At 43.0% G+C, this 17,014-nt stretch carries 15 protein-coding genes; 8 read left to right on the top strand and 7 right to left on the bottom strand.

Annotated elements, in window-relative coordinates:
* Nucleotides 1–7: 7 nt before the first annotated feature.
* Nucleotides 8–1,597, bottom strand: coding sequence for a bifunctional phosphoribosylaminoimidazolecarboxamide formyltransferase/IMP cyclohydrolase (gene purH / locus EL242_RS09080; protein WP_126302330.1), 1,590 nt, complete (start codon nucleotides 1,595–1,597; stop codon nucleotides 8–10).
* Between the two features lie 172 nt (nucleotides 1,598–1,769).
* Between purH and EL242_RS09075 the strand changes: the two genes are divergently transcribed.
* Entirely contained in the window at nucleotides 1,770–2,039 is a 270-nt protein-coding gene (locus EL242_RS09075) for a GNAT family N-acetyltransferase (protein ID WP_126302329.1), read from the top strand.
* A 48-nt stretch (nucleotides 2,040–2,087) separates the two neighbouring features.
* Here EL242_RS09075 and EL242_RS09070 read toward each other — a convergent pair whose 3' ends face one another.
* From EL242_RS09070 to dacB, 3 genes are all read right to left on the bottom strand, one after another.
* On the bottom strand, nucleotides 2,088–2,507 hold the full coding sequence (locus EL242_RS09070; RefSeq protein ID WP_126302328.1) for a type II toxin-antitoxin system VapC family toxin: 420 nt from the start codon (nucleotides 2,505–2,507) through the stop codon (nucleotides 2,088–2,090).
* A complete protein-coding gene (locus tag EL242_RS09065) occupies nucleotides 2,507–2,767 on the bottom strand; it encodes a type II toxin-antitoxin system Phd/YefM family antitoxin (protein ID WP_126302327.1) in 261 nt (86 codons plus the stop codon). The genes EL242_RS09070 and EL242_RS09065 overlap by 1 nt, the downstream gene beginning before the upstream one ends.
* Before the next feature lie 63 nt (nucleotides 2,768–2,830).
* Nucleotides 2,831–4,276 carry a serine-type D-Ala-D-Ala carboxypeptidase gene (dacB, locus tag EL242_RS09060; RefSeq protein ID WP_126302326.1) on the bottom strand — a complete coding sequence of 482 codons (1,446 nt, stop codon included), beginning with the start codon at nucleotides 4,274–4,276 and terminating at the stop codon, nucleotides 2,831–2,833.
* A gap of 96 nt (nucleotides 4,277–4,372) precedes the next feature.
* On the opposite strand from dacB, the gene greA reads away from it, so the two are divergent.
* Nucleotides 4,373–4,849, top strand: a complete 477-nt coding sequence (gene greA / locus EL242_RS09055) for a transcription elongation factor GreA (protein WP_006249257.1) — start codon at nucleotides 4,373–4,375, stop codon at nucleotides 4,847–4,849.
* 56 nt (nucleotides 4,850–4,905) lie between these two features.
* On the opposite strand, the gene ndk is transcribed toward greA, so the two are convergent.
* Together ndk and metG are read right to left on the bottom strand one after the other, a co-directional pair.
* On the bottom strand, nucleotides 4,906–5,322 hold the full coding sequence (ndk, locus tag EL242_RS09050) for a nucleoside-diphosphate kinase (protein WP_020831248.1): 417 nt from the start codon (nucleotides 5,320–5,322) through the stop codon (nucleotides 4,906–4,908).
* A 9-nt stretch (nucleotides 5,323–5,331) separates the two neighbouring features.
* Nucleotides 5,332–7,410, bottom strand: a complete 2,079-nt coding sequence (metG, locus tag EL242_RS09045; protein WP_126302325.1) for a methionine--tRNA ligase — start codon at nucleotides 7,408–7,410, stop codon at nucleotides 5,332–5,334.
* Between the two features lie 210 nt (nucleotides 7,411–7,620).
* On the opposite strand from metG, the gene menC reads away from it, so the two are divergent.
* From menC to EL242_RS09030, 3 genes are all read left to right on the top strand, one after another.
* Nucleotides 7,621–8,592, top strand: a complete 972-nt coding sequence (gene menC / locus EL242_RS09040) for an o-succinylbenzoate synthase (RefSeq protein ID WP_126302324.1) — start codon at nucleotides 7,621–7,623, stop codon at nucleotides 8,590–8,592.
* A gap of 163 nt (nucleotides 8,593–8,755) precedes the next feature.
* On the top strand, nucleotides 8,756–9,457 hold the full coding sequence (gene rsuA, locus EL242_RS09035; protein ID WP_126302323.1) for a 16S rRNA pseudouridine(516) synthase RsuA: 702 nt from the start codon (nucleotides 8,756–8,758) through the stop codon (nucleotides 9,455–9,457).
* On the top strand, nucleotides 9,447–10,628 hold the full coding sequence (locus EL242_RS09030) for a Bcr/CflA family multidrug efflux MFS transporter (RefSeq protein ID WP_126302322.1): 1,182 nt from the start codon (nucleotides 9,447–9,449) through the stop codon (nucleotides 10,626–10,628). The genes rsuA and EL242_RS09030 overlap by 11 nt, the downstream gene beginning before the upstream one ends.
* A gap of 158 nt (nucleotides 10,629–10,786) precedes the next feature.
* Here the strand turns inward: EL242_RS09030 and rlmD are convergent, their stop codons facing one another.
* Nucleotides 10,787–12,109 carry a 23S rRNA (uracil(1939)-C(5))-methyltransferase RlmD gene (rlmD, locus tag EL242_RS09025; RefSeq protein WP_126302321.1) on the bottom strand — a complete coding sequence of 441 codons (1,323 nt, stop codon included), beginning with the start codon at nucleotides 12,107–12,109 and terminating at the stop codon, nucleotides 10,787–10,789.
* Between the two features lie 84 nt (nucleotides 12,110–12,193).
* On the opposite strand from rlmD, the gene EL242_RS09020 reads away from it, so the two are divergent.
* The 3 genes from EL242_RS09020 to rapA all read left to right on the top strand — a co-directional run bounded on the left by EL242_RS09020 (nucleotide 12,194) and on the right by rapA (nucleotide 17,014).
* Nucleotides 12,194–13,519, top strand: coding sequence for an anti-phage deoxyguanosine triphosphatase (locus EL242_RS09020; protein ID WP_126302320.1), 1,326 nt, complete (start codon nucleotides 12,194–12,196; stop codon nucleotides 13,517–13,519).
* 62 nt (nucleotides 13,520–13,581) lie between these two features.
* Entirely contained in the window at nucleotides 13,582–13,941 is a 360-nt protein-coding gene (locus EL242_RS09015; protein WP_126302319.1) for a hypothetical protein, read from the top strand.
* Between the two features lie 160 nt (nucleotides 13,942–14,101).
* Nucleotides 14,102–17,014 carry an RNA polymerase-associated protein RapA gene (gene rapA / locus EL242_RS09010; protein ID WP_126302318.1) on the top strand — a complete coding sequence of 971 codons (2,913 nt, stop codon included), beginning with the start codon at nucleotides 14,102–14,104 and terminating at the stop codon, nucleotides 17,012–17,014.

The raw sequence follows: 17,014 nt of genomic DNA, 5'->3' as shown, positions 1-17,014 counted from the left end.
TGAAAAATTAGTGACGGAAATGTCTCATACCTGTCAGCACCATTGCCATACCGTGTTCGTTGGCAGCATCAATCACTTCCTGATCACGCATTGAACCACCTGGGTGAATCACACAAGTAATCCCAACTTTTGCGGCAGCATCAATACCATCACGGAACGGGAAGAACGCATCGGAAGCCATTACACAGCCGGTAACTTGCAAGCCTTCATCTTCGGCTTTAATACCGGCAATTTTGGCGGAATAAACACGACTCATCTGCCCTGCACCGATACCGATAGTTTGCCCATCTTTCGCATATACAATCGCATTCGATTTCACATATTTCGCTACTTTCCAGCAGAATAATAAGTCTTTCAGTTCAGTTTCGGTTGGTTTACGCTCTGAAACCACTTGTAAATCCTCAATAGAAACAGAACCTTGATCAGCATCTTGCACTAATAATCCGCCGTTTACCCGTTTGAAATCTAAGCGTTTTTGAGCCAAGGTAAATTCACCACACTCAAGTACACGCACATTTTTCTTAGCGGCTAATACTTCTTTAGCAGCAACTGAGACGGTTGGTGCAATAATCACTTCAACAAATTGACGGTCTGCAATGGTTTGAGCGGTTTCACCGTCTAATTCACGGTTAAAGGCAATAATGCCACCGAAAGCAGATGTCGGGTCGGTTTGGTAAGCACGGTTGTAGGCATCTAAAATATTTTTACCTAACGCAACACCACAAGGGTTGGCGTGTTTTACAATCACACAAGCAGGCTCGCTAAATTCTTTCACACACTCCAAAGCGGCATCGGTATCCGCAATATTATTATACGAAAGGGCTTTGCCTTGTAATTGTTTGGCGGTGGAAACAGAGGCTTCTTTTAATTCGTTTTCCACATAGAATGCAGCGTTTTGATGCGAATTTTCGCCATAACGCATCGTTTGTTTACGCACAAAATTGAGGTTTAAGGTACGAGGGAATTGTCCACTCGGTTGGGTTAAATTTTCTTCCTCTGCACCTTGATAAGGTGGTACTTTTTGCCCGAAATAGTTTGCAATCATTGAATCGTATTGGGCGGTATGCTCAAACGCTTTAATGGCAAGATTAAAACGGGTTTCTAAAGTTAAACTGTTTTGATGTTGATCCATTTCAGCAAGAATGGCATCAAAATCATTGCTATTGACTACAATCGCCACATCTTTATGATTTTTCGCCGCAGAACGCACCATTGTCGGGCCTCCGATATCAATATTTTCTACCGCATCTTCAAGGCTACAATTTGGATTGGCCACTGTTTGAGCAAAAGGGTAGAGGTTTACGACTACCATATCAATTCGTTCAATGCCGTGTTGGTTCATCACTTCATCATCAGTACCACGGCGACCTAAAATCCCGCCGTGCACTTTCGGGTGCAGGGTTTTTACACGCCCGTCCATCATTTCAGGAAAACCGGTGTAATCGGATACTTCTGTTACAGGCAAACCGGCTTCAGCCAGTAATTTTGCAGTTCCGCCCGTAGAGAGTAGTTTAACCCCACGAGCCGATAGCCCACGAGCAAATTCGACAATGCCTTTTTTATCAGACACACTTAATAACGCCTGTTGAATCGCCATTTTTAAATTCCTTAAAATGAGTGTTAACGTGAAAATAAACGGCAAAGATTATAACGCAAACGTTTGCTTTTTTCATCTGCAAGCGGTTATTTTTGCAAATTTTTCTGCAAAAGCGACCGCTTGCACTCGTGATTAAAGCGGGTAGAATAGCGGAAAAAGAATAGGAGGAACTATGATTAACCACAATTTAGCAGATTTCACATTTGACTATTTTACCGAAAACAACCTAAAAGCAGGCACATTACGTTATCGCTATATAAAAGAGAACGTGATTGATGCTTACAGCACCCGAGTGGATGATGCTTTTCAAGGTAAAGGTATTGCAGGAGAGCTTTACAATGCTTTAATTGCGTTTGCTCAAGAAAAAGGCCTGAAAATCAAGCCAAGTTGTAGTTATATTGAGGTGAAAATGCAACGAAACCATCAAGATTTAATGGCTTAGAAAAGAACAAGCGGTCGTAAAATGTTAAAAATTTACGACCGCTTGTGTTTAGCTTTTAAATGGATCGAGTAGCTTTACGCCTGTACGGGCAAAATTATTCGTATTGTGTGTGACTAAAATAAAATTATGCTGAATTGCATTTGCCGCAATCCATGCATCATTTTCAGGGGCGTGATCCGGAATGTGTAGTTTGGCACACACTTGAGAGGTTTGTGCATCAATCGTGAGCGTTCTCTGTGCAAAAAACGGTTTAATCACTTGCTCTAACCATTTGCGTAATATCGCCCCTTGCTGTTTATCTTTACGCTCTTTTGCCGATACACCTCGTTCTAATTCCATTAATACGATTGCATTTGTATAGAGTTGATTTCCTGGAACGGCGGAAAGCCAATCAATAACCCCCTGATTGGCTTTGCCTGTATTGATTTTTCGGATTTCGCTAATGATATTGGTATCAAGTAAATACATTATTCATCCTCAAAAATAGAGAGCTTTCTTCGATTCGTACTGCGAGGTTGTAAGACTAACTCAATATCTTCGTTGTCTATTGGTGTTAGTGCTTCTAAAGCACTTCTGACAGGCTTTATATGCGTCTTTTGATATTCGGTATAACTCATTAATACAAAAGCCGGTTCACCTCGATTAGTGATAATTACAGGTGAAAATTGTGCTGCCTTTTGTGCTTGGCTTAAGTGCTGATTAAACTCTCTGCTGGTCATAATAGTCATTTGTACCTCCTTTTTGTAGTGAAGTGGCTACATTTTAACACTCCGTCACACAAAATATAAGTCCTATTCATTAAACAACGCCATATAAAACTTATTTTCAAATGTATTAAGCGGAGCTCGCTTAGTTTTGCTTTCCAGCTCTCCGGTGGAATAGCCGTTAATAAATTGCACAAAAGCAATGCGTTCGCCACGGGCGTTTTTCATAAAGCCGGCAAGGTTGTAAACCCCTTTCAGCGAGCCGGTTTTGGCAACTAGGTTTTTGGCAAGCGGTTCGGTTGAAATAGAGCCTCTGCCGGAAATAGTACCGTCCACGCCTGCAATCGGGAAGGTTTCAAACAGTTTTAAGCTTTCTTCGTTTTGGGCGATATATTCAAGGGTTTCCAGCATTGTTCGGCTGCTGACTTGATTATGGCGGGAAAGCCCTGAGCCATCAGCCACTACGCTGTTTTTAAAATCAATATTGGCTTTGGTTTTTAATAACTGGCGAATCACATAACTACCTAATTGGAACGATGCCGGGCGGTTGTGTTGCTTGTTGGCAATGGTTCTAAATAGAGCATCGGCAATTTGGTTATCCGATTTTTTCATCATTTTCTTCAATAATACCGGCAAAGACTCGGAATAATGCTCGGCAAGTAGCGTGCCGTTTTGGGCAGTGAGTGGCTCTTTTACTTGCCCGTTAAAGGCAATTTTAAGGCTTTTTAACTGGGCTTTAAGCATATTTGCCCCATAATTGGTTGGGTCTTGCACCGAAAAACTTAAGCCAAACGGTTGAGACTGGCGAGCCATACAGCCTTTGATTTGGTAGCGGTTGTTATCGTGAACCACTACATCAAGTTGGCAAAAAGGGGCTTCTTTCGGCTCGACAATATAAGCAGAGCTAAACATCTGCACCGGATAAGCGGACGGCACATTCACTTTAGCAAATTCGCCAATGGGTTGGTCGGCATTTAAGGTGACATAAAAACAGTTGTGATCCACATTAATTGCCGCAGGTGGGGCGTTAAAGCACATTGTTAAGTCGTTCCAAATCCAACCGGAGGCTTTGTCGTGGCTGGCAAAAACCGACGTGTCTAAAATTAAATCTCCTTCAATTTTGTTGATGCCTTGTTGCTTTAATTTGCTCATTAATTGGTAAATTTGACCGCTTGTAAGCTCAGGGTCGCCACTAAAACGGGCAATTAAATTGCCTTTTAACACTCCGTTTTCTATTTTTCCGTTGGTTAAGAGGGCAGTTTGAAAGCGGAAATCATCGGTTAAGGTTAATTTAGCTGCCAATGCCGTAAAGACTTTTTGAGTGCTGGCAGGTAGCATAAAAATATCACTTTGGTATTGGGTGACGATTTGATTAGTGTCTAAATTTTTAGCAATAAAGCTAACAGAAGTGCCGGCAGGCAAGGTGTTTAATAATTCTTCGGTATTAATTTCAGCCTGTGTAATGCTTGGAATCAGGAGTGTAGATAAGATAAATTTATTTAAAAAAGCACGAGTGAAATTTTTAAAAATCATAATAAAAGGGGAGTTGAAATTTTTAGTGAGAAATTGAATAATAGCCCTTTCGTTTTAATTCGTAAACCGATAATTTTTAGTAAGGAAATAGATTTAATGAAACAAATTCCTATGACGGTGCGTGGTGCAGAGCAACTGCGTGAAGAATTGGATTTTTTAAAAAATGTGCGTCGTCCTCAAATTATTGATGCGATTGCAGAAGCCCGTGAACACGGTGATTTAAAAGAGAACGCTGAGTATCACGCAGCCCGTGAACAACAAGGTTTCTGCGAAGGGCGGATTCAAGAAATCGAAGGCAAATTGGGCAATGCTCAAATTATTGACGTCACTAAAATGGCAAACAACGGCAAAGTAATTTTTGGGGCAACGGTGCAGTTAGTGAATGCCGATACTGATGAAGAAGTCACTTACCGCATTGTGGGTGATGATGAAGCCAATATTAAAGAGGGCTTAATTTCAGTGAATTCCCCGATTGCTCGTGGTTTAATCGGCAAAGAAGTGGACGATTCGGTCAGCATTACCACACCGGGCGGTAAAGTTGAGTTTGACATTGTGGGTGTGGAATATATTTAATCTACGCTAGGGGCGAATTACAATAGTGGGGCGAAAAATTTTTCGCCCCTACTTTATTAAACAATCTCACTCGGCACAAAGAAGTACGCAATCTCACGTTTTGCCGACTCTTCTGAATCTGAGCCGTGTACTGAATTTTCACGCATACTTAAGGCGTAAAGATCACGAATTGTGCCTTTTTCACGGTTATCCGGATTGGTTGCTCCCATTAATGCACGATAATGGTTGATCGCATTTTCCCCTTCCAGTACAGAAACGACAATAGATCCTGATGTCATAAATTCCACTAACGGCTCAAAGAAATCTTTGCCTTTGTGTTCCGCATAAAATCCTTCCGCTTGCTCACGGGTAAGATGTACTTTTTTTAGAGCTTTGATAGTCAGCCCGTTTTCTTCCAATTGAGCCAAAATTTTGCCGATTAAATTACGGCGTGTAGCATCCGGCTTAATAATAGAAAGCGTTTGTTGAATCATCATCTTCTCCTATTTAACTTGCATTCCTGGCTGAACACCGCTGTCTGCATCTAATAAGAATAGGTTCGCACCGCCTGTGCCGGCAGATAAAATCATTCCTTCCGACATACCGAACGACATTTTGCGTGGAGCAAGGTTGGCAATTACAATCACAAAACGCCCGATAAGTGCTTCCGGATTTGGGTAGGCCGCTTTAATGCCGGAGAACACTTGGCGTTGGTGATCACCTAAATCCAGCTCAAAACGTAACATTTTGTCTGATTTCGGCACTGCCTCGCAGTTCAATACTTTGGCTGCACGCAAATCTAATTTAGCGAAATCATCAATCGTAATTTCAGGGCTGATTGGCTCAACTGCAATATTTTCTTGTTTTTCGAGCGCTTGTTGTTCCACTTTTTGTGTTCCTTTGGTTTGGTTTTCGGTTTTCTTATTCGCCTCTGCAAATAAGGCTTTGGTTTCATCAATAACTGCATCAATCTGTTTTTTCTCAAGGCGTGAGAATAGCGATTTAAACGGTGCCACGGTATGCCCGAATAATGGGGTAGCGATATTATCCCAACGTAATTCGCTTTGTAAGAATGCTTCGGCACGTTCTGCCAGTTTTGGTAACACCGGTTTTAAGTAGCTCATTAGCACACGGAATAGCTCAATGCCCATTGAACAAACCGCTTGTAATTCAGCCTCTTTGCCCTCTTCTTTGGCGATGACCCAAGGGGCTTTGTCGTCAATGTATTTATTGGCTTTATCGGTTAATTCCATAATGGCACGAATAGCTTTATTAAATTCACGGTTTTCATAGAAATTCGCAATGGTTTCCGCTTGAGCGGTAAATTCATTGAATAATGCTTCGTCATCTAATTTTTCGGCTAATTTACCGTCAAAGCGTTTAGCGATAAAACCGGCGTTGCGAGAAGCAAGATTCACTAATTTGTTTACGATATCGCTGTTTACACGTTGCACGAAGTCGTCTAAATTAAAATCTAAATCTTCAATGCGATCGTTTAATTTTGCCGCATAGTAATAGCGTAAACATTCAGGATCGAGATGTTTTAAATAGGTGTTAGCTTGAATGAACGTGCCACGAGATTTCGACATTTTCGCCCCGTCCACCGTCACATAACCGTGAGCAAACACATTGGTCGGTTTGCGGTAGCCGCTGCCTTCCAACATTGCCGGCCAGAACAAACTGTGGAAGTAAACAATATCTTTACCGATGAAGTGATAAAGCTCGGTGGTAGAATCTTTTTGCCAAAACTTATCAAAATCAATGCCTGCACGGTCGCATAAATTTTTAAACGATGCCATATAACCAATAGGGGCATCTAACCAAACGTAGAAGAATTTGTTTTCTGCGTCCGGAATTTCAAAACCGAAATAAGGGGCATCACGGCTGATGTCCCATTGTTGTAAGCCACTTTCAAACCATTCTTGCATTTTATTGGCAATTTCAGGTTGGAGTGAGCCGGAGCGAGTCCACTCTTTCAACATTCCCTCAAAGCTTGGCAGGTCAAAAAAGAAATGTTCCGATTCTTTTACCACTGGTGTCGCTCCAGAAACTGCCGAGCGAGGGTTGATTAAATCCATCGGGCTGTAGGTAGAGGCACAGACTTCGCAGTTATCACCATATTGATCTTCGGCTTTACATTTCGGGCAAGTGCCTTTCACAAAGCGATCCGGCAAGAACATATTTTTTTCAGGGTCGAACAGCTGCGAAATCACTTTGCTTTTAATAAAACCGTTCGCTTTTAAGGTTTTATAAATATCGGTGGTGATTTGGCGGTTCTCTTCGCTGTGGGTGGAATGGTAATTATCAAAGCTGATATTAAAACCGGCAAAATCCGCTTCGTGATCGGCTTTGGCTTTTTCGATTAACTGCTCAGGGGTAATGCCTAATTTATCGGCATTAAGCATAATAGGCGTGCCGTGGGCATCATCGGCACAGACAAAGTGGACTTCATTGCCACGCATACGTTGAAAACGCACCCAAATATCTGCTTGAATATGTTCAAGCATATGACCTAAATGAATTGCACCGTTAGCATAGGGCAAGGCACAAGTAACAAGCATTTTTCGTTTTTGGTTAGTCATTCTTTTTCTCATTAAAATTAGGGTAAAAATTGCCGTCTATTTTAGCCCAAAAGTGGCAGGTTTACCAGTTGGCGTGAATTTATTAGGGCTTTGGGCTAACAAGCGGTAGAATATGATGTGCTAGAGGCGAAACATTTTTCGCCTCAATTTCCCCAATTATGATGTGTGCGAAAGATGTTTCGCCTCTAAACCTATTTTGGATAAAATAGTATGCGAAAAGTAAAGTTATACCGCTACCAACTACCCATTCAAAGCGGCGTAGTGTTACGCAAGCAACTTTTGAAAGAACGACAAGGATTGTTGGTGTGCTTGCAAGAACAGGAGAAAGTCGGCTGGGGAGAAATTGCACCGCTTCCAAGTTTTAGCCAAGAGAGCCTAGAACAAGCTGAAAACCAAGCTGTGAATTGGTTAAAGGCGTGGCAGAAGGAAGAGCCTGAAACGTTAGAGCAGCTTTTCCCGTCCGTTGCTTTTGGGCTAAGCTGTGCGTTGGCGGAATTGAATAATGAATTAGGCGAGCAAGCGAATAACCAATCGGCGGTGCTGTGCTATGGCGATTTGGAAAAGTTACACACGGCATTTAGCCAACATACGACCCCAATCGGTAAACTTAAAATCGGTCTCAATCCTGAACAGGAAGGCGAGCAGGCAAATTTGCTGTTGCAAACTTTCCCGAATTTACGCCTAAGGCTTGATGCCAACCGTCTTTGGAGCTTAGAACAAGCGGTTAAATTTGCTGAAAAAATTGCAAATGAACATAAACCCCGTATCCAATTTATCGAAGAACCTTGCCAAACTCCGGAGCTTTCTCGCCAATTTGCCTCACAAACCGACATTGCGATTGCGTGGGATGAAACGGTGCGAGAGGCAAATTTTTTGGTAAAAAAAGAGCCAAATTTGACCGCTATTATCATTAAACCTACGCTGGTTGGCTCGCTTGAAAAATGCGTGAATTTAATTCAACAAGCACAGAAGCAAGGATTAGCAGCAGTGATTAGCTCAAGCCTTGAGAGCAGTTTAGGCTTAACCCAACTGGCTCGTATCGCCCAACAATACACCCCAAACAGTGTGCCGGGGTTGGATACGTTAAATTTAATGCAACACCAATTATTGCGAGATTGGCACGGTTCAAGCTTGCCGTTGGTTGGACTAGAGAGCGAATTTGTGAGGGAAGTTGTGGTATAATCTCCCAATTAAACACTCTCTCCCCTTGTGGGAGAGAGACCGCTTATGAGCGTTCAGCGAAATAAGCAGAGAGAGGGGAAGCGGTCATTTTTCTAAAAAAGTTTGCACATTTCCCCTCTCCCACGAGGGGAGAGGGGAAAGTAATTTATGGTATAAAAATAATATGCGTTTAGACAAATTTATCGCCGAGAATACCGGTTTAACCCGTTCACAGGCAGCTAAAGTGCTGAAAAGTGGCATGGTGATGGTAAACGGCAACATTGAAAAAAGTGGTGCGGCAAAAATCAGCCAAGAAGATGAAATTTATTACGAAGATCAGAAATTAGAGTGGGTGGAAGAGGGGCAGTATTTTATGCTCTATAAGCCACAGGGCTATATTTGTTCGCACGATGATGGCGAGTACCCAACGGTATTTCAATTCTTTGATTATCCGTTAATGACCAAGCTGCATACTGCAGGGCGGTTAGATGTGGATACCACAGGGCTGGTACTGTTAACCGATGACGGCAAATGGTCGCACCGTATTACCTCGCCCAAGCACCATTGTGAAAAGACCTACTTAGTGACCCTTGCTGATCCGGTGGAAGATTTTTATGCACAGCAGTTGGCAGAAGGAATTTTACTGCGTGGCGAGAAAGAGCCAACCTTGCCGGCTCAACTTGAAATTTTAGACGATTACAATGTGAATTTAACCATTAGTGAGGGGCGTTATCATCAAGTTAAGCGAATGTTTGCCGCCCTTGGGAATAAAGTCGAGGCATTGCATCGCTGGCGAATTGGCGATGTGGTGTTAGATGAAACGTTGGAAGAAGGTGAATTCCGCCCGCTCACTTCAGAGGAGATAGCCAGTTTTAATGGAAAGTAGAAGACCAAGCCTGAGCTTTTTCATCATATTAGGTATGATGGCAATGTTGCCACCATTAGCCATTGATATGTATTTGCCCTCATTTTTAGACATTGCCCGTGACTTGGCGGTTTCGCAAGAAAAAGTGCAAACCACCTTGGCGGTGTTTACCTTAGGTTTTGGGGCAGGGCAGCTATTCTGGGGGCCGATGGCAGACAGCTTTGGGCGGAAAATCATTATTTTAATCGGATTAGTCGGCTCGGCGATTGCCGCTTATTTTCTGACCCAAGTTCAGAATATTGAAACATTTTACCTGCTAAGGTTAGTACAGGGCTTATGTGCGGCAGCCCCGGCGGTGGTGCTGGGAGCATTAGTGAGAGATCTGTTTGAGCGTAATTTATTTGCCAGATTGATGTCGGTTATTATGATTATTTCTATGCTTGCCCCATTGCTTGCACCGATTGTTGGCGGTTATATTGCCAAATATTTCCACTGGCACTCAATTTTCTATGTGTTAGTGGCGATGGGGATTTTGTGCGTGGTCTTAATCAGTTGGAAAATCCCTGAAACATTAGCCCCCGAAAAACGCCTGCCGTTAAGTTTTGCCAAAACTTTAAGCAATTTTGCCACCTTACTGAAACATAAGCCTACTCTTGGTTATGTGCTGATTGGCGGCTTAACCTTTGCTGGTATTTTCTGTTTTTTAACCTCAGGCTCGATTGTCTATATTGGGCTTTATGGCGTGTCGCAAGAACATTTCGGCTATTTCTTCGGGCTGAATATGATTGTGATGGTAACGATGACGGCGATTAACAGCAAAATGGTGGTGAAAGTCGGCTCTGAAACGATGTTGCGAATTGCCTTAGGTATGCAAGTATTAGCAGGCATTTGGCTGGCTTTGGTGGCGATTTTTGATTTAGGCTTCTGGGCAATGGCAATCGGTATTCCGCTTTATATCGGAATGCTTTCCACTATTGGCAGTAATGCCAGTGCCGCTATTTTAGAGCAATTTCCGCAAATGGCAGGCACGGCTAACGGGGTAGCCGGTACGGCTCGTTTTGGTGTCGCTTCCCTTGTTGGAGCAGGGCTTTCACATATCGCTGTAACCAGTGCAGCCCCAATGCTTTTGGCAATGGCATTGTGCGTTATGTTAGCCGGTGTGGTGTATTATTTTCTGTGTTATAAGCGATAACTAGGTTGGGGTTAGCTTGCGAAAACCCAACAAATTTCTACAAGCGGTTAATAATAGTACATTTTTTGCAAATTTTTAGGCAGAATTAACCGCTTGTGTGGTACGAGCGTGGACGCTCGCACCATCGGGGAAAACCCAACAAGTATATATAACTCAACCTACGAAGATTTTAAAAACAACGAAATAGATTCCAAATGCCCTGTGTGCGGGAACATATCAATCATTGCTGCTTTTTCCAGTCGGTAGCCTAATTGCAATAGCTTTTCGGCATCTCGCACCAGTGTTGCCGGATTGCACGAAACATAAACAATCCGCTCAGGATTGAGCGAAGCTAAATGGTCTAGGCAAAATAATGCCCCGTTGCGTGCCGGGTCGAGTAACACTTTGTTAAACGGCTCTTTTGCCCAAGGTTTGTCGGCAAAAGGCTCATCTAAATTGGTTTGGTAAAATTCCACATTTTTTAGACCGCTTGTCACCGCATTCTCTCGGGCTTGTTGCACCATTGGTTCAACCCCTTCCACACCTACTACCGATTTCGCTCGCTGAGCAATAGGCAAGGTAAAATTCCCCATTCCACAGAAGAGATCTAACACTCGATCTTGGCTGGATAATTCCAGCCACTCAAGGGCTTTTTCCACCATTTTTTCATTGAGCGTGGCATTCACCTGAATAAAATCCCGAATTGAAAAATGCAACTTTAGACCCTGAATTTGATAATACGGGCGTTCACCGCACAGATGCTCAATGCGGTTTTCTTCCGTCATCACAAAAAGAGATAATTGCTCTTGTGTAGCGAATTGACGCAAATTGTGGTTATCTTGTGCCGATAATGCCCCTAAATGGCGGAAAAATAGGGCAATGGTATTATCCGCACTTACCAGCTCAATATGCCCCAATTTTTTCGGCTGTTGCCAGTTTTCAATCAGGTGTTTTAATTTGGGGAGCAAATTGGCAAGCGGTTCAACCAGCACTTCACAGTGTGCAAGCGGTATAATTTGGTTGGAATTTTGCAAACGAAAGCCGATTACTACCTTTCCCTGTTGAATCGCAATGCTTAATTTTGCCCGGCGGCGGTAGTGTTTATCGTGTCCGATAATCATCGGCTGAACATCAATAGTGTGGGGTTGCAATTTCTGTAAGCGTTGAAATAATGCCTGTTGCTTTGTCTCACGTTGCAATTCAAGCGAAATATGCTGCATTTGGCAGCCACCGCATTGTCCGTAAAGTTCGCAACTTGGCATTCGCCGATTTGCAGATTTTTTGAGAATTTTAACCGCTTGTCCACGTCCATATTGGCGTTTTTCTTCCAACACTTTAAATTCCACTTGCTCATCAGGCAGGGCATTTTCGATAAACCAAGTTTTGCCGTTGATTTTGGCAATGCCTAAGCCTTGATAATCTAATGATTGAATAGTTGCCTTTTGACAAGCGGGTGATTTTATCGGTTTTTTTGCCGATTTTTCAGAATAAAAAATAGCCATTGTTTTCAGATGAATTGTTATGATATAAAGTGTCGAAATGGGGAGATTATATAAGAAAAGCAGTTGGCGGAAAATGGAGGCAATATGATTTCATCGGTTTGGAATGAACGTTATTTGGCGGATAAAAAACGGGAACAAGATCACCGCTCGCCTTTTCAGCGGGATCGGGCAAGGTTATTGCATTCGGAGGCTTTTCGCTGTTTGCAGGCGAAAACGCAAATTCACGCCGTGGGGGAAGATGATTTTTATCGAACCCGTTTAACCCATTCGTTGGAAGTGGCTCAAATCGGTAGCAGTTTGCGAGAAAAATTATTAGCGGATGTGGAAGGCTTTCAAGCGGTCTGTTCGGAGCAGGAATTTGCAAAAAATATGGCAAATCTGACCGCTTTATTGCCGGATCATAGCTTGGTGGAATCGCTCTGTTTCGCTCACGATCTTGGACATCCGCCGTTCGGGCACGGTGGCGAAATGGCGTTAAATTATAAAATGCACGCTTTTGGTGGCTTCGAGGGCAATGCTCAATCGTTTCGGATTATGACCCAGCTTGAGCCTTACACTGAAACAGCTGGAATGAATCTAACCCGCCGTACCTTGCTTGGTGTGATGAAATATCCGGCTCTGTTGTCGCAAACCTCGCCGATTGAGCCGGCAGAAATAAGTAAATCTCGGCATATTAATTTGCATCATTTCCCACAGAGCAAAGGGATTTTTGATGACGACACCCATTTTTTTGAGTGGGTATTAGCCCCGTTAAGTGAAAAAGACCGACGCCAATTTTGCACGGTTCAGCCCAATCAAGATCCGAAACAGCCAAACAAAACGCAATATAAATCTCTCGATTGCAGCATAATGGAACTAGCGGACGATATTGCCTATGGCGTACACGATTTGGAAGATGCGATTGTAGGTGGAATGGTCACACCGCAATCGTGGCAAAATGCGGAAAAATTGCTGGCGGAGTGCCAATCCGATTGGGTGAAACAACGCCTGCTGGAGATTCGGGAAAAGCTCTTTTCTCAGCACCGCTACGAGCGAAAAGATGTGATCGGGGCATTAGTGAATCATTTTATTACCAATGTGCGTTGGAAAGTACTGCCTGAATTTGACGAGCCGTTGCTCCGCTATAATGCTTATTTGCCGGAGAATGTTGCTTGTGTGCTGAAAATCTTAAAAGATTTTGTGTATCAATATGTGATTTGTGATGCCAAAACCCAGCGGGTGGAACGCAAGGGGCAACGCATTCTAATGGAATTGTTCGATATTTTAAGTAGTGATCCGATGCGATTACTCCCCAATAATGTGCGGGAGCGTTGGAAAAATTCTCCTGAAAACAAGCGTGCAAGGGTAATTTGCGACTATTTAGCCGGTATGTCTGACGGGCAGGCGTTTAAACTTTTTGAAAGTTTATAATGAACTTTGTTAATTTTGCAAGGTCTCAGTAATAGGTTTCATTTATTTAATAGGAGATTTCAATGAAAACTGTTTCTAAAGGTCTTTTAGTATTAGCAACTTTGGCTTCTGCAACAGCATTTGCGGTTTCTATTCCAAGTGAAATTTATCAGCCTCGTGGCGAATTAGTTAAAGCAGATCGTCAAGGTAATGGTGAGTTTGAAGTAGAATATCGTGTCAGTGGTAATGATGTTCGTGGCTTAGCGAAAAGTGCGATCGCCCACGCTAAACGTAAAGGTTTCCATTTAGTAGAATCTGATATTCATAGAGATGATGCTGATTTAAAATTCAAACGTGGTGACCAAGAGCTGGATATTGAAATTGAAGTAAAAGGTAGAAATCGGATTGAATATAAGGCAGATCTAGATTTAGATAAAAACTAAATTTACCCCTTAAAACGACCGCTTGTGTGATTTAACCGCACAAGCGGTCTTTTTATTGTGCTTTTTTGCAAAAATACTCAAGCCGACCGGTCCCGGAATTTGGTAAAATAGCCGTTTAAATGACAATAATGATGCTTTTACTTATTACTTAGAGGAAAAAATGTTTTTAGTCGGTCAGCGTTGGCTAAGTGAATCGGAAAATAATTTAGGTTTGGGAATCGTGACTTCGGTGGATCATCGCACTGTCACTATCAATTTCCCGGCAGCGGAAGAAGAGCGGGTCTATGCGATTGCAGTTGCACCTTTAACTCGAGTGCAGTTTCAAGCCGGAGATAGAATTAACAGTATAGATGGCTGGCAGTTAGAGGTTTCAGAGGTTGTGGAAAATCAAGGTGCCGTAATCTATTTGGGCAAAAGGGTGGATAACGGTGAAGAAGCTGTATTGCCTGAAATGTTGCTCGATCACAAAATCAGTTTCAGTAAACCGCAAGACCGCCTTTTTTCAGCCCAAATTGATCGCTCAGATCGCTTTGCATTACGCTTTAACGCCTTGCAGCACCAGCAAGCTCAGTATCAATCGCCACTGCGTGGTTTGCGTGGTATTCGAGCCAGCCTGATTCCACATCAATTACATATTGCCAAAGAAGTCGGGCAACGCCTTGCTCCTCGTGTGCTCTTAGCCGATGAAGTAGGACTGGGTAAAACCATTGAAGCCGGTATGATTTTGCAACAACAGCTATTTTCGGGCAGAGCGGAACGAGTATTGGTATTAGTGCCGGAAAGTTTGCAACATCAATGGTTGGTGGAAATGCTTCGCCGTTTTAATCTGAAATTCTCGTTATTCGATGAAGAACGTTGTAGCGATTTTGATAAACAAGATGAAAATGGCGATGATGTTAGTGAAAATCCGTTTGAAAGCGAAGCGTTAGTGATTACCTCGCTAAATTGGTTGGAAACCGCTCAAAACAGAGCCAATCAAGTGCTTGCTGCCGAGTGGGATCTCTTAATTGTAGATGAGGCTCACCATTTGGAATGGTCGGAAACCGAATCTTCCATCGGCTATCAGTTGGTAGCGCGTTTGTCTCAACAAATTCCTGCCGTTCTGCTTTTAACGGCAACACCGGAGCAATTAGGGCAAGAGAGCCATTTTGCCCGCTTGGCGTTGTTAGATTCGGATCGTTTTTATGATTATGCCGAGTTTGTGCAGGAGCAAGCACAATATAAACCGGTGGCAGATGCGGTGAGTAGCTTATTAAGCGATAAACCGCTAACCAATGACGAGCAGAATGCGATAGCAGAGCTGCTAAGCGAGCAAGATACCGAGCCGATGTTCCGTGCGATCAATAGCAAAAAATCGGACGAAAATGACCGCTTGCAAGCTCGTCAAGAGCTGATTAGTGAGTTAATTGACCGACACGGTACCAGCCGAGTGTTGTTTAGAAATACCCGTCAGGGGGTGAAAGGTTTCCCACATCGGGAATACCACCAAATCAGCCTAGAAATGCCGAAGCAATACCAAAATGCGTTAAAAGTGATGGGGATGATGGGGAGCGTGAGCCAAAGTGATTTGCTCTATCCGGAATATTTGTTCCAACGAATGAACCCGAATGCGAAATGGGCTGAATTCGACCCTCGGATTGATTGGCTCATCACTTTCTTAAAAAATCATCGTGATGAAAAAGTGCTGGTGATTTGCAAACAGGCAGACACCGCGATTGCTTTGGAACAAGTTTTGCGTGAGCGTGAGGCGATTCGTTCCGCCGTTTTCCACGAGAAAATGTCGATTGTTGAGCGTGATAAAGCCGCAGCCTATTTTGCTCAACAAGAAGAAGGAGCACAGGTGCTGATTAGTTCAAGTATCGGTTCAGAGGGGCGAAATTTCCAATTTGCCAAAGATTTAGTGCTGTTTAATTTGCCGGATAACCCGGATTTATTGGAGCAAAGTATTGGGCGATTAGATCGAATCGGGCAAAAAAATGATATTCAGATTTATGTGCCTTGCTTTAATTTATCGGCTCAACAGATGTTGGCAGAGTGGTATCATAAAGGCTTAAATGCGTTTGAAGAAACCTGCCCGATGGGAACAACGCTCTTCCGTGAATTAGGTGAAGAATTGCAACAATTCCTGCAAAAACCGGAACTTTCAGCCCAATTTGACGATTTTGTTGCGAAAACCTATAAACGCCAACAGTATTTGAAAGCCGAGCTGGAGAAAGGGCGGGATAGATTATTAGAACTGAATTCTAATGGCGGAGAAGCCGCTCAACAGCTCGCCATTGATATTGCGAAAGAAGATAATAATCCGCAGTTGGTTAATTTTGCCTTAAATTTGTTTGATGTGATTGGTGTTGAACAGGAAGATTTAGGCGAGCAGAGCATTGTGATTAGCCCAACCGGGCATATGCTGGTGCCTGATTTCCCGGGGCTGTCGGAAGATGGCACAACCATTACCTTTAATCGTGAGCTGGCATTAATGCGGGAAGAGGTGGAATTTCTCACTTGGGATCACCCGATGATCCGCAATGGTATTGATTTAATCACCTCCGGCGATATTGGCAAATCAGCAATTTCATTGCTGGTGAATAATAAATTGCCTGCCGGTACATTATTACTTGAAGCGATTTATGTGGTGGAAGCACAAGCACCGAAAGGGCTAAATTTAACCCGTTTCCTACCGCCAACCCCGATTCGGGTTTTAGTGGATAACAAAGGCAACAATATTGCTCCGCAGGTCTCTTTTGCCGGGCTTGAACGCCAATTAAAACCGGTGAATAAACAGATGGCAAATAAAATTGCCAAAATGGCTCGAGCGGATATCGAAAAATTAATTAAAGCGAGTGAAAAAGCGGTGGAACCTCAAGTTCAGCAGGTGATTGAAACTGCTAAATTTGAGGCAAATAGCAAATTAAAAGCAGAATTACACCGCTTGGAATCACTCAAAATGGTGAATAAAAACATTCGAGCCGATGAAGTTGAAGCCTTAGAACAACAGCTTAACGACTCGCTCGCTCAGCTTGAGACGGCAAATTATCGCTTAGATAGCTTGCGAGTGATTGTAAGTAATAAAGAATGA

Source organism: Mannheimia haemolytica, assembly GCA_900638155.1.
Classification (GTDB): domain Bacteria; phylum Pseudomonadota; class Gammaproteobacteria; order Enterobacterales; family Pasteurellaceae; genus Mannheimia; species Mannheimia glucosida.
Note: the sequence above shows the minus strand (reverse complement) of the source record. Positions and strands in the feature narration are given on the sequence as shown.